The organism is Psychrobacillus sp. NPDC058041 (genome assembly GCF_042885655.1).
Taxonomy (GTDB): domain Bacteria; phylum Bacillota; class Bacilli; order Bacillales_A; family Planococcaceae; genus Psychrobacillus.
Genome location: NZ_JBHVRO010000007.1, coordinates 1 through 14,372, shown reverse-complemented (window position 1 = coordinate 14,372; position 14,372 = coordinate 1). Strand labels below are relative to the sequence as shown.

Sequence of the window (14,372 nt, the reverse complement as noted above, 5' to 3'; positions counted from 1 at the left end):
GTTACTTCCTCTCAATTAATTATTTTCCTAAACAAAATTGTGCAAATAACTGATCAATTAGGCTTTCTTCTACTGTGTCACCAATAATTTCCCCTAATATTTCCCACGTTCTCGTCACATCTATTTGAATAATATCAACTGGAACGCTCTCAGTTGCTGCTTCAATTGCATCTGTTACGGTTGTTTTTGCTAGATGTAGCAAAGAGATATGACGTGCATTTGAAACATATGTCAAATCGGATGATTCAATTGAGCCTTCAAAGAATAAAGAAGCGATTGCTTCTTCTAACTCATCTACTCCTTCTTCTTGTAGTAAAGAAGTTGTAACCACCCGCTTATCTGATGCTAATCGTTTTACTTCATTCATATCAATTTTAGTAGAAAGATCTGTTTTATTTATGATCACAATACAATCCATACCTTCAATTGCTTCAAATAATCTACGATCTTCTTCTGTAAGTTGCTCAGCATTATTTAGAACTAGAAGAATAAGGTCTGCTTCATTTAGAACTTGACGCGACTTTTCTACTCCAATTCGTTCAACAATATCTTCTGTTTCACGAATTCCAGCAGTATCTACTAATTTTAAAGGAACTCCACGTACATTAACATACTCTTCTATTATATCTCTAGTTGTTCCTGCTATATCTGTAACAATTGCTTTATTTTCTTGAATTAAACTATTTAAAAGTGATGACTTACCTACATTAGGTCTGCCAATAATAGCCGTTGAAAGTCCTTCTCTAAGAATCTTCCCTTGGGATGAAGTGAGTAATAGTTTGTCTATCTCTTCCCTAACCCAAGTACATTTTTCTATTATCATTGGCAAAGTCATTTCTTCTACATCATCATATTCTGGATAATCAATGTTCACTTCTACTTGTGCTAAGGTTTCTAGTAGTGCTTGCCTCAATGTTTTAATAAGTCTAGATAATCGGCCATCCATTTGTCCTAGAGCAACATTCATCGCTTTATCTGTTTTTGCTCTTATTAAATCCATGACAGCTTCTGCTTGTGATAAATCGATTCGCCCATTTAAAAAGGCACGTTTTGTAAATTCACCAGGCTCTGCAAGTCGTGCTCCATTAATCAAAACTAGTTGTAGAACACGATTAACCGTTACTAGACCCCCGTGGCAATTTATCTCTACAACGTCTTCTCTTGTAAAGGTTTTAGGGCCCTTCATCAAAGATAACATTACCTCTTCTACTACCTCATCCAACTTCGGATCTATCAAGTGCCCATAGTGGATAGTATGTGATAATTGGTTTAGTAAATTTTTCCCGTTTGGTGAACGAAAAACTTTATTTGCTATTGATATTGCATTAGGTCCGCTAAGTCTAACTATTGCAATAGCACCTTCTCCTAGTGGAGTTGAGATAGCAGCTATTGTATCAAATTCCACTGATGTTCACCTCCTTACAAATGATTACTTATTCACATGTGGATAAGTAAAACGAACATGACTATCTAACATCTAACAATAACACAAATCATTAAAAATCAGAAGTATAGAAGATTTTATTTCTGTGAACAAAAGTTATTAACATACCAATTTCACATAAGAAAAACGGATTTTAGCTAAAAAGCTAAAATCCGTTTTTACTTATTTTATTGGTTCAATAACTAAATGACGATTTGGATCAGTTCCAACTGAGTAAGTTTCAATATCTACTCGAGCAGATAATGCATTATGAATTATTTTTCTTTCAAAAGAGGACATTGGCTCAAACTCTACTTTGCTGCCAGTCCGCACTGCTTTGTCGGCCATTCGTTCTGCAAGTTGCTCTAACGATTCTTGTCTACGCTCACGGTAATTTCCAACATCCAATTTAATAATAATAAATGAATTAGAAAATTTATTTGCAACAAGCTGGGCTAAATTTTCCATTGCATTCAATGTTTGGCCGCGTTTACCAATTAATAATGCTGCTTTATTACTATTTAAATGAAGATGTATGAATTTACCTTCTTGTTTCTGCTCAATCATTAAATCATCAATTTTCATTTCTTTCGCTATTTCACGAATATATTCAATCGTTTCTTCTATTGCTTTATTATTTGAGCCTTCGGGATTAACCCCGACATTCAAATTAGAAATATCATTAGTATCTATTGGTTCTTCAATTTTCTCTAGAGACTGTAAAACTTCTTCAATCTTTTCCTCTTTTTTAAGAACAGTTACTTGAACAACTGCAGGTTTAACTCCAATTCCAAGAAAACCTTTTTTACCTTCATCTAATACTGTAATTGTAACTTCTTGTTTCGATACTCCAAGTTTTTCCAATGCGACAGTTATAGCTTTTTCTTTTGTAGGTGCAGTTTGCGTAATCTGATTCATTTTTTTGCCCCTCCTATTTTGACTGGCTCAGCCTTAGGTTTATTCCAAGGTTTATAAATGAATAAATTTTGAATAATAGAGATAATATTTCCAATAACCCAATACAATGTTAACGCTGCAGGTAAAACCGTACCGAATCCAATGATCATAAATGGCATAATATACATCATTATTTTCATTTGAGGATTATCCATTGCTGGACCAGTTCTCAAAACGAAAAATTGCATTAAGCCTGCAAGTATTGCTAATGTGATACTTGGATCTGCTAGTGCAAAACCTAAAAAACTACCTAAATCAATTTGAGGCGTGTTATTCATTCGACTAATTGCATGATAGAAGCCTATAAGAATTGGCATTTGAACAAAAACCGGTAAACAACCAGCTGCTGGATTAATACCTCTTTCTTTAAAAAGAGCCATCATTTCTTGTTGATATTTTTGTTGTGTTGCTGCATCTTTTGAACTGTACTTCTCTTTTAATTTTTTTAATTCTGGTTGAACTTCTTGCATATTTTTAGAACTTTTTGTTTGTTTAATCATTAATGGTAATATTACTAGACGAATAATAATAGTTACTGTAATAATACCTAAACCATACGTACCAAGCAAATCTTTAAAGAATGTAATTGCTGATACCAATGGCCAAACAATATAATGATTCCAAAAGCCTTCAGAGTCTACATAAATCGGTTCTTTAAATTCCGAACACCCAGCTAGTAAAGCAATTGTTACTACGAGTAAAAGTAGTAATGATAATTTTTTTCTCAACCTTCTTCCCCCTATTTAGAGCAAAAATATATATTCATTCTATATTACCATTTAACAGAAAAGTCTTCACTAGCTTTTCTTTTTTACAACCTTCGCTATTTTCAACACATGTTCAAGACTTTTCTTCGATTCATGAAAATCCAATTTGGCCGCCGGGTTTCTGGCGATAATAATATAGTCCTTATTTGGATCCACTTGATCCTTTAATTCTAAGAAGGTTTGTCGTATATATCTCTTTATACGATTTCGAACAACAGCATTCCCTACTTTTTTACTGACAGATAAACCAACGCGAAAATAATCTTGTTCTTTTTCTAAACAATAAACAACAAACTGTCTATTTGCATAAGATTGTCCTTTTTTAAAAATCGTCTGAAACTCTTTATTCTTTTTTACTCGTTGTTTGTTATTCATCGGTTCACCTGCTCCAACTAATCTTTTTAACAGAAAAAAAGACCACTGAAATGGTCAGTGGACTTATGCTGATAATACTTTTCTTCCTTTTGCACGACGGGCTGCTATTACGCGACGACCGTTTTTTGTACTCATACGTGCGCGGAATCCGTGATTTTTGCTACGTTTACGGCTATTTGGTTGGAATGTACGTTTCATCTATATGACACCTCCTGAGTGATTATCTTAAAAACTTCTTTAGACAGTCTCCGATATTATATATAAAATGCCTACCTTTTGTCAATTACTATTTCCAGACTCTTTATTACTACAATAAATAAGTTATCCACATTAATAATAATAGTAGAAGTTCTGAACTGTTAATAAAAAAAATAACAACAAAATTATCCACAATGCTTATGAACATGTTTTAAACATAATCATACCTTGTGGACAACTCTACTTGTTAATAATTTTACTTTTGTGGATAACTCTTAATTCTCTTGTAATATCCTCATTTTTTTGATACGATATTTGTGTTTTACTTTTCTAATAGAATTTCACACCCAAAATATTATCCACAACTGTTAATAATATGTGGACAAGTTTTTCCACTACCGTTTATAATGTTTATCCACAGATGGTGGATTTGTGTATATCTCATTTTATTTATACATATTTATTAATCAAAAAAAAGGAGATTAGATTATTGGAACATTTAGAAGAACTATGGGCTAAAGTTCTCTCTGAAGTAGAAAAAAAGACATCTAAACCGAGTTTTGAAACTTGGTTAAAGTCAACTAAACTACTTTCATATCATGGAGAAACTGTAACGATAGCTGCTCCTAATTCCTTTGCAAGAGATTGGCTTGAAAATCATTATGTTCATCTAATTGCCGGCATACTAACTGAGTTAACGGGCAATGAACTACTTATTTCATTTGTTGTACCTAAAAATCAAGGTTTAGATGATTTTGATGTACCAAGTCCTAAAATACCTGCAAATCATGGAGATCAACCTGATTTTTCACCAGGAATGTTAAATTCCAAATATACTTTCGATACATTTGTAATAGGCTCAGGAAATCGTTTTGCTCACGCTGCATCTTTAGCAGTGGCAGAAGCTCCTGCAAAAGCATATAATCCTCTTTTTGTTTATGGAGGAGTTGGATTAGGTAAAACCCACTTAATGCATGCGATTGGTCACTATGTTCAAGAACACAATCCAAATGCTAAAGTGGTTTATTTATCTTCTGAAAAATTTACGAATGAGTTTATTAACTCTATTCGCGACAATAAAACAATCGAATTTCGAAATAAATATCGTAATATTGATGTCCTATTAATTGATGATATTCAATTCCTAGCAGGAAAAGAATCAACTCAAGAAGAATTTTTTCATACTTTTAATGCTTTACACGAGGAATCTAAACAAATCGTTATTTCAAGTGACCGACCACCAAAAGAAATTCCTACACTTGAGGACCGCCTTCGTTCCAGATTTGAGTGGGGTTTAATCACAGATATTGCACCACCTGATTTAGAAACAAGGATTGCTATTTTACGAAAAAAAGCAAGAGCGGATGGTTTAGATATAACGGATGAGGTAATGGCTTATATTGCAAATCAAATTGATTCGAATATCCGTGAATTAGAGGGTGCTCTAATTAGAGTCGTTGCATATTCTTCTCTTGTAAATAAAGATATTAATCCTGATTTAGCTGCAGAAGCGCTTAAAGATATTATGCCCAATGCTCGTCCACGAATTATTACAATTCTAGATATCCAAAAAGTTGTTGGAGAGCATTTTCATATTAGACTAGAAGATTTCACTGCTAAGAAACGTACTAAATCTATTGCCTTTCCTCGTCAAGTAGCAATGTATCTTTCACGAGAGCTTACTGATTTCTCTTTACCTAAAATCGGAGAAGAATTTGGGGGGCGCGATCACACTACCGTGATACATGCGCATGAGAAAATTACTAGAATGCTAAAAGATGACATAAACTTACAAGATGATGTGAAACAAATAAAATCAATTTTAGGCCGTTAAAAGTAAATGTGGATAAGTGATTTGATTCTCAGTGGTTTTAAACACAACTTATTCACATGTGGATAGTTTAGTGTACGTAAGAAAAAAGAGAGTTATCAACAAATCCACAAGCCCTATTACTATATCTATTAATCTTTTAAATAAATAATAATTATATAAGTGAGGTAACAAAATGAAATTCGATATAACAAGAGATAGATTGTTAGAAGGATTAAATGATGTAATGAAAGCAGTTAGTTCCAAAACAACTATTCCGATATTAACTGGTCTAAAATTAGAAGTTGTAGATAAAGGACTTTATATAACAGGTAGTGACTCAGATATCACTATCCAAACATTTATCCCAGTAGAAAAAAACGGAGAACAAATTATTAGAATCACAGAAACAGGTTCTATTGTTTTACAAGCAAGAGTTTTTAATGAGATTGTTCGTAAATTACCTACAAATGATATAGAAATTGAAGTAACTAATCAGTTTCAAACACATATTAGATCTGGAAAATCAGAATTTAGCTTAATAGGATTAGATGCAACTGAATATCCTTTACTTCCACAAATTGAGGAAAATCGTCAATTTGTTATGCCTTCTGATTTATTGAAATCTATTATTAAAGAAACTGTATTTGCAGTATCTACATCTGAAAGTCGTCCGGTACTTACCGGTGTAAACTGGCAACTAAAAGATGGTGAACTTCATTGTGTAGCAACAGATAGCCATCGACTTGCTAGAAGAAAAACTGTTATAAATGAATTACCTGAAGAAGAATATACTGTCGTAATTCCTGGTAAAAGTTTAAATGAGTTAAATAAAATTTTAGAGGAGACTTCATCTGAGGTAGCAATTGTAATGACCCAACAACAAATTTTATTTAAAACTGAAGATGTATTATTTTATTCAAGATTATTAGAAGGAAATTATCCAGATACATCCAGACTAATACCAAGTGAATATAAAACTACGATTTTAGTAAATGGAAAGTCGTTGTTGCAAGCAATAGATCGCGCCTCTTTATTAGCTAGAGAAGAAAGAAATAATGTTGTTCGTTTTTCAACTATTGGACAAGGTTTTGTTGAAGTATCCTCCAATTCTCCCGAGATCGGAAATGTAGAAGAACAAATTTTGGCAGAATCAATTGAGGGAGAAGAATTGAAAATATCTTTTAGCGCTAAGTATATGATGGATGCCCTAAAAGCAATTGATGGACAAGACATAAAAATATTATTTTCAGGAGCTATGAGACCTTTTGTTTTGAAGTCCGTACATGATGACTCCATTTTGCAACTAATATTACCTGTAAGAACATACTAATTTCGAGATAGTCACTACGGTGACTATCTTTTTTACTTATTTGATTATTTAGAGTAAAATGAAGGGATAATGAAAATGAGAAGAGGTTGAATTATTTTTGGAAGAGATTCGATTTGACTCAGAATTTATCACACTTGGTCAATTATTAAAAATGACAGATGCAATAAGTTCTGGTGGAATGGCTAAATGGTTTTTAAGCGAAAATATCGTTTATGTAAATGGAGAAGAGGAACAGCGAAGAGGCCGTAAACTTCGAAATAATGATATTGTGAATATTCCAACTGTAGGAAGATTCCAAATGATTGGACCAGAGAACGGGGATTGATATGTATATCGAACGATTAGAGTTAAAAGATTACCGTAATTATGATTCAATTCAATTGGAGTTTTCCTCTAAAATTAATGTATTACTTGGAGAAAATGCCCAAGGTAAAACAAACTTAATGGAATCACTCTATGTTTTATCCATGGCAAAGTCACACCGAACAGCTAACGATAAAGAATTAATACGTTGGGAAGCAGACTATGGTAAAATAAAAGGTGATATTCAAAAGAGATATGGTCGTTTACCTTTGGAATTAGTTTTGTCGAAAAAAGGAAAAAAAGCAAAAGTAAACCATATTGAGCAAACAAAGCTTAGTAATTATATTGGACAATTAAATGTCGTAATGTTTGCTCCTGAAGATTTATATTTAGTAAAAGGTAGTCCACAAGTTAGAAGACGATTTCTTGATATGGAAATCGGTCAAATTTCCCCTGTTTATTTACATGATTTACTTCATTTCCAAAAAGTTTTAAAACAACGCAATTATATTTTAAAACAACATCAAGGGAAATCAATATTAAACGATGTTATGTTTGATGTATATACAGAACAATATATAGATGCTGCAGTAAAAGTGATTCAAAAAAGATACCAATTTATGGACTTATTACAAAAATGGGCAGAACCAATCCATTTCGGTATATCAAGAGGTTTAGAAAAGTTAACCGTGTCCTATCATACGACCTCTGGAATAAACGCGGAATGGTCAGAAAGTGAAATGAAGGACTATCTAGAAAAAAAGTTATTTGAAAGTCAAAGAAGAGAACTTGATAGAGGAGTTACTCTAACTGGACCTCATAGAGACGATCTTCAGTTTTTTGTTAATAATTATGATGTTCAAACATATGGATCACAAGGACAGCAACGTACTACTGCATTATCTTTAAAGCTTGCTGAAATTGAACTTATAAAACAGGAGGTAGGTGAAGCTCCTGTTTTATTGCTGGATGATGTTCTGTCAGAACTTGATGATTATAGACAATCGCATTTGTTAAATACCATTCAAGGGGATGTGCAAACCTTTGTTACTACAACAAGTGTAGATGGTCTGGCACATGAAACGATTCAACAAGCTCAAATGTTTCATGTGGAACATGGTGAAGTTGAAACAAAATAGTAGTCTATAAAAAAGTGAAGAATTCCTAATATCTTTAACAGGGTTAAATTCACTATTATTGCGATGAAAGAGTGGGTGAGCAATTTGGCAATGGAAGAAAAAGAATTAGAATCATCATATGATGCTGATCAGATACAAGTTTTAGAAGGACTAGAAGCTGTAAGAAAACGTCCTGGGATGTATATTGGTACTACCAGTTCAAAAGGACTCCACCATCTAGTGTGGGAAATTGTTGACAATAGTATAGACGAAGCCCTTGCAGGTTATTGTGATCATATTATAGTCACAATTGAAAAAGACAATTGGATTAGAGTAGAAGATAACGGACGTGGAATCCCTGTTAGTAATCAAGAAAAAATGGGAAAACCCGCTGTCGAAGTTATTATGACCGTTCTCCATGCAGGAGGTAAATTTGGTGGTGGGGGCTATAAAGTTTCCGGTGGACTTCATGGTGTTGGTGCCTCCGTTGTAAATGCCCTATCAGAATTTACAGAAGTATATGTAAAACGTGATGGAAAAATTCATTGTATTAAATTTGAACGCGGTGATGTTAATTCTCCGTTAGAAATCATTGGAGATTCCGACGAAACAGGAACAACCACAAGATTTAAAGCAGATGCGGAAATTTTCACTGAAACTACTATATATGAATTTGATATCTTAGCTCATCGTGTAAGAGAATTAGCTTACTTAAATCGTGGGTTATCTATTACAATTGCTGATGAACGTGAAGGACAAGAAAAATCCGTTAAATATTTCTATGAAGGCGGAATTAAATCATACGTTGAAGATCTAAATAAAACAAAAGAACCTATTACGGAAGAAGCTATATTTGTAGAAGGTGAAAAAGATGGTATATCCATTGAAATTGCTATGCAATATAATGCTGGATACTCATCAAATATATTATCCTTTGCAAATAATATTAATACGTATGAAGGTGGAACACATGAGTCGGGTTTCAAAATGGCCCTCACTCGTGTAATAAATGACTATGCTAGGAAAAATAGTCTATTAAAAGAGGCTGATACTAATTTATCTGGGGACGATGTAAGGGAAGGTTTAACAGCAATCGTATCCGTTAAACACCCTGATCCCCAATTTGAGGGTCAAACGAAGACAAAACTAGGTAACTCAGAAGTGAGTACTATTACAAATAGTTTATTTTCAGAAGGATTTGATCGATTCTTATTAGAAAACCCACAAGTTGCTCGAAAGATAGTAGAAAAAGGGTTAATGGCTGCAAGAGCTCGCGTTGCTGCAAAAAAAGCTCGAGAATTTACACGAAGAAAATCTGCTTTAGAAGTCTCAAGCCTTCCTGGTAAACTGGCGGATTGTTCTTCGCGAGTACCTGCAGAAAGTGAACTTTATATTGTCGAAGGTGACTCAGCAGGTGGATCTGCAAAATCAGGAAGAGATCGTCATTTCCAAGCAATATTACCGTTACGCGGAAAGATTTTAAATGTAGAGAAAGCACGTTTAGATAGAATTCTTGGGAACGCTGAAATTCGTGCAATGATAACAGCGCTTGGCACGGGAATAGGTGAAGAATTTACACTAGAAAAAGCACGCTACCATAAAATTATTATTATGACAGATGCGGATGTAGATGGTGCACATATTCGGACATTATTGCTTACTTTCTTCTTCCGTTTCATGCGTCCATTAATTGAAGCTGGTTATGTTTATGCTGCTCAACCACCTTTATATCAAGTGAAGCAAGGTAAACATGTTGAATATTGCTATAATGATGAGCAACTTAAAGAAATTTTAGACCGTTTACCGAAAACTTCTAAACCGAATATTCAACGATATAAAGGACTTGGGGAAATGGATGCGAGTCAACTATGGGAAACAACTATGGACCCTGAAGTGCGCACATTACTTCAAATAAACTTAGACAATGCCATGGAGGCAGATGCTGTATTTGAACAGTTAATGGGTGAGGAAGTAGAGCCAAGACGTCTATTTATCGAAGAAAATGCAGTATATGTTAAAAATTTAGATATTTAAGTAAGTGTGTGACTGGAGGTCTTGAGAATGTCGGAAATGCCGAATAAAGGTGTTAAAGGGATTAATATTAGTCAAGAAATGAAAACATCTTTCCTTGATTATGCAATGAGCGTAATTGTATCCCGTGCATTACCAGATGTTCGCGATGGTTTAAAACCCGTTCATCGTCGAATTTTATATGGTATGCAGGAATTGGGAAATACGCCGGATAAACCTCATAAAAAGTCTGCCCGTATTGTTGGAGATGTAATGGGGAAATATCATCCACATGGTGACTCTTCTATTTATGAGGCAATGGTACGTATGGCGCAAGATTTTAGTTATCGTTATATGTTAGTGGATGGTCATGGTAACTTTGGATCCGTAGATGGTGATGGAGCAGCGGCCATGCGTTATACCGAATCACGAATGTCTAAAATAGCTTTAGAGTTATTACGTGATATCAATAAAAACACGATTGATTATAAAGATAACTACGATGGACAAGAAAAAGAACCCGTTGTTTTACCAAGTAGATATCCAAATTTACTTGTAAACGGAGCTTCGGGAATTGCCGTTGGGATGGCAACAAATATTCCTTCTCATAATTTAGGAGAAGTAATTGATGGAGTATTAGCTTTATCTGAGAATCCTGCAATTACGATTGATGAGTTAATGACCATTATTCCTGGTCCTGACTTTCCTACAGGTGGGATTATTTTAGGTAGAAGCGGTATCCGTCGTGCCTATGAAACAGGAAGAGGTTCTGTTTTAATACGTGCAAAAGTTGAAATTGAACAAAAATCTAGTGGTAAAGAAGTAATTATTGTTACTGAATTACCTTACCAAGTAAATAAAGCTCGTTTAATCGAGAAAATTGCAGAATTAGTTCGTGATAAAAAAATAGATGGCATTACACATTTAGCAGATGAATCCGACCGAAATGGAATGCGAATTGTAATTGAAGTTAGAAAAGATGCTAATTCTCATGTTTTGCTAAATAATTTATATAAACAAACTGCATTGCAATCTAGCTTCGGTGTCAATATGCTTGCGCTAGTTGATAACCAACCTAAAGTATTGAATATTAAAGAGATGCTTTACTATTATCTAGAGCATCAAAAAGTAATTATTCGACGTCGTACCCAATTTGAACTAAATAAAGCAGAGGATCGAGCTCATATTTTAGAGGGCTTACGCATTGCTTTAGATCACATAGATGAAATTATTGCTTTAATTAGAGGCTCCAGAACTGGGGACGAAGCAAAAAATGGATTAATGGAGAAATTCAATTTGTCGGAACGACAAGCACAAGCAATTTTAGATATGCGCTTGCAACGTTTAACAGGTTTAGAACGTGACAAAATTGAAGACGAGTATAGTGCACTAGTAAAATTAATAGATGAATTGAAGTTCATTTTAGCAAATGAGTATAGAATACTTGAGATAATTAGAGAAGAGATTACAGAAATTAAAGACCGTTATAGTGATAAGCGGAGAACAGAAATAGTTGCAGGTGGAGCAGAAGTTTTAGAAGATGAAGACTTGATTCCAGTGGAGAATTCTGTTCTTACTTTAACAAATAAAGGTTATATTAAACGTTTACCTGCAAATACGTACAAAAGCCAAAAACGTGGAGGACGTGGAGTTCAAGGGATGGGTACGAATGAAAATGACTTCGTAGAACATTTATTGTACACATCGACCCATGATACAATTCTGTTTTTCACAAATAAAGGTAAAGTGTATCGTGCAAGAGGATTTGAAGTTCCAGAGTATGGTCGTACAGCGAAAGGATTGCCACTTGTTAATCTGCTTGGAATTGAAAAAGATGAACAGGTTACTGCAATGATTCCAATGGCATCTTTCGAAGAAGATAACTATTTCATTTTCACAACTAAACAAGGTGTAACTAAACGTTCACCTGTGTCTGGTTTTGCTCATATTAGAGCAAATGGATTAATTGCCATTTCTTTACGTGAGGATGATGAGTTAATTGCTGTACGTTTAACGGATGGAACTAAGCAAATCATTATTGGAACTCGTCAAGGGAAATTAGTTAGATTCGAAGAACTTGATATCCGTTCTATGGGTAGAACAGCTAGTGGAGTAAGAGGTATTCGCTTAAAAGATGATGATTTCGTAGTAGGAATGGAAATTATTGAACCAGATCAAGAAATCCTTGTTGTCACAGAAAATGGTTATGGTAAACGTACGCCAGAATCAGAATATCGCTTACAGAGTCGTGGTGGAATGGGTGTAAAAACTTGTCAAATCACAGATAAAAACGGTCCTTTATCAGCAGTTAAAGCAGTCGATGGAACCGAAGATTTAATGTTAATTACGATAAATGGCATGCTTATACGTATGGATGTAAACGATATTTCAGTAACTGGAAGAAGTACTCAAGGTGTTCGATTAATGAGATTAGCGGACGAAGAATTAATTGCTACGGTAGCAAAAGTAGAAAAAGAAGAAGATGAAGAAATAGTAGATGAAATTTCTTCAAACGAAATAGATGAATCAACAATAGAAAATATAGAAGAATAAAAAGATGAAGGACTCTTAGGTAAATATATTTGCCTAAGAGTTTTTTTACATATATATAAAATGAATATTTGGTATAATTAAGAAAAAAACAGAGGGGAAGGGGGATACACAATGGAATATACATTGGAGAATTTAGAAGAGTTAAGATTAGGCAGTACTATTGCAGAAGATATCTTGGTTAATACCAAAACCCCTATTATTCGTAAAGATACTAGATTAACAAGGGAACATATTCAAGTACTACAAGCTTTTAATATAAATAAAGTACCAATAGCTATAGATAATCAATTTAATAGATCAGAAGAAGAAATAATAAGTAAATTGAACAACGAAAAAGTTAATAAAACAAAAAAAGAAAGTATTACAGAAACTAAATCAGATTTTGTTCACTTATATAATGATGCCGTGACGAATTACCAAAAGGAATTCAATTCATGGGAATCTGGTGTCAAAGTTGATGTAGCAAAGTTACGAAATATTATTATACCCTTAGTAGAAAGAGCATCTGCAGAAAGGCAAATCTTTTTCCATCTGAATGATTATTCTTCTATAGAAAGGTATATTTCTCATCACTCCATAGCTGTTGGAATACTATCTGGTGCAATTGCTAAAAAATTGGGGTATTCAGACGGACAGTTGATTCAAATAGCGACTGCAGGTTTAATGGCAGACATCGGGATGGCAAAGGTGGATAAGAAAATAAGAGAAAAGAAGTCTTATTTAACTGAAGCGGACTTTTCGGAGATTAAGAAACATACCATTCATAGTCTTCAAATGATCAAAGATAGCCCTTTATTAAAGCCTGAAATGAAGATTGCTATTTTTCAACACCACGAAAGATTGGATGGTAGCGGTTATCCGAAAGGTGAAAAAATGAATAGCATTTCAACTATTTCGCAAATAATTGCTGTAGCAGATGTATTCCATGCCATGACAAGTGAAAGAATATATCGAGCAAAAAGCTCTTCATTCAAAGTTTTGGAAATGATTAAAGAAGAAGAGTTTGGTAAATATAGCATTGAAGTTGTTAATGCTTTGATCTCATTAATAGGAGCTTTACCTATTTCTACTCGTGTTCTTTTATCTAATGGAGATAAAGGAGAGGTAGTATTTGTACACAGAGATTCACCTTTTCGACCAATGATTAGATTAATAGATACTGGTCAAATAATAGATTTGGCAGCAAATCGAAATGTATATATAGAAACAGTCATATAACTATTTTATTGGGCTCTTTCCTTCATTTTTTATAGAAAGGAAAGAGTTTTATATTTTATTTTAATAAAGTGTTGACATACTTATCAAACCTTGATATTATATAGAAGTCGTCAAAACAAGTCGACAACATGAACATTGAAAACTGAACATGCAAAACGTTAAGACATATAGCTTGAAAGACTAACTTTGTTAGTTTGATAGCAAAACAATTTTGACATCATTTAATGATGATGCCAGCAAAACAAAATGAGCTTTTTAAGTTCTCTTTTATGGAGAGTTTGATCCTGGCTCAGGACGAACGCTGGCG

General features: G+C 33.8%; 12 protein-coding genes. 7 read left to right on the top strand and 5 right to left on the bottom strand.

What is annotated here, in order from left to right; genetic code table 11:
- Positions 1-19: 19 nt before the first annotated feature.
- From mnmE to rpmH, 5 genes are all read right to left on the bottom strand, one after another.
- The gene (gene mnmE, locus ACFVR1_RS12175; protein WP_387584342.1) at positions 20-1,405 is read right to left on the bottom strand and encodes a tRNA uridine-5-carboxymethylaminomethyl(34) synthesis GTPase MnmE; all 1,386 of its coding nucleotides are present in this window, start codon (positions 1,403-1,405) and stop codon (positions 20-22) included.
- 201 nt (positions 1,406-1,606) lie between these two features.
- The gene (gene jag, locus ACFVR1_RS12170; RefSeq protein ID WP_387584340.1) at positions 1,607-2,341 is read right to left on the bottom strand and encodes an RNA-binding cell elongation regulator Jag/EloR; all 735 of its coding nucleotides are present in this window, start codon (positions 2,339-2,341) and stop codon (positions 1,607-1,609) included.
- A complete protein-coding gene (gene yidC / locus ACFVR1_RS12165) occupies positions 2,338-3,108 on the bottom strand; it encodes a membrane protein insertase YidC (RefSeq protein ID WP_387584339.1) in 771 nt (256 codons plus the stop codon). The genes jag and yidC overlap by 4 nt, the downstream gene beginning before the upstream one ends.
- A gap of 69 nt (positions 3,109-3,177) precedes the next feature.
- Entirely contained in the window at positions 3,178-3,522 is a 345-nt protein-coding gene (rnpA, locus tag ACFVR1_RS12160; RefSeq protein ID WP_387584338.1) for a ribonuclease P protein component, read from the bottom strand.
- A 63-nt stretch (positions 3,523-3,585) separates the two neighbouring features.
- On the bottom strand, positions 3,586-3,720 hold the full coding sequence (gene rpmH, locus ACFVR1_RS12155; RefSeq protein ID WP_387584337.1) for a 50S ribosomal protein L34: 135 nt from the start codon (positions 3,718-3,720) through the stop codon (positions 3,586-3,588).
- 490 nt (positions 3,721-4,210) lie between these two features.
- Here rpmH and dnaA point away from each other — a divergent pair, with 490 nt between their 5' ends.
- From dnaA to ACFVR1_RS12120, 7 genes are all read left to right on the top strand, one after another.
- A complete protein-coding gene (dnaA, locus tag ACFVR1_RS12150) occupies positions 4,211-5,554 on the top strand; it encodes a chromosomal replication initiator protein DnaA (RefSeq protein ID WP_387584336.1) in 1,344 nt (447 codons plus the stop codon).
- Positions 5,555-5,726: 172 nt separating this feature from the next.
- Positions 5,727-6,863, top strand: coding sequence for a DNA polymerase III subunit beta (gene dnaN, locus ACFVR1_RS12145; RefSeq protein WP_387584335.1), 1,137 nt, complete (start codon positions 5,727-5,729; stop codon positions 6,861-6,863).
- 97 nt (positions 6,864-6,960) lie between these two features.
- Positions 6,961-7,188: a S4 domain-containing protein YaaA gene (gene yaaA / locus ACFVR1_RS12140; protein ID WP_387584334.1), complete on the top strand. Its 228-nt coding sequence runs from the start codon at positions 6,961-6,963 to the stop codon at positions 7,186-7,188.
- A 1-nt stretch (position 7,189) separates the two neighbouring features.
- Positions 7,190-8,305 (top strand): DNA replication/repair protein RecF, encoded by a 1,116-nt coding sequence (gene recF, locus ACFVR1_RS12135; protein ID WP_387584645.1) that lies wholly within the window; start codon positions 7,190-7,192, stop codon positions 8,303-8,305.
- Positions 8,306-8,395: 90 nt separating this feature from the next.
- Positions 8,396-10,318, top strand: coding sequence for a DNA topoisomerase (ATP-hydrolyzing) subunit B (gene gyrB, locus ACFVR1_RS12130; RefSeq protein ID WP_387584644.1), 1,923 nt, complete (start codon positions 8,396-8,398; stop codon positions 10,316-10,318).
- Between the two features lie 27 nt (positions 10,319-10,345).
- On the top strand, positions 10,346-12,847 hold the full coding sequence (gene gyrA / locus ACFVR1_RS12125; protein ID WP_387584332.1) for a DNA gyrase subunit A: 2,502 nt from the start codon (positions 10,346-10,348) through the stop codon (positions 12,845-12,847).
- Between the two features lie 111 nt (positions 12,848-12,958).
- Positions 12,959-14,065 carry an HD-GYP domain-containing protein gene (locus ACFVR1_RS12120; RefSeq protein ID WP_387584331.1) on the top strand — a complete coding sequence of 369 codons (1,107 nt, stop codon included), beginning with the start codon at positions 12,959-12,961 and terminating at the stop codon, positions 14,063-14,065.
- Positions 14,066-14,372 lie beyond the last annotated feature (307 nt).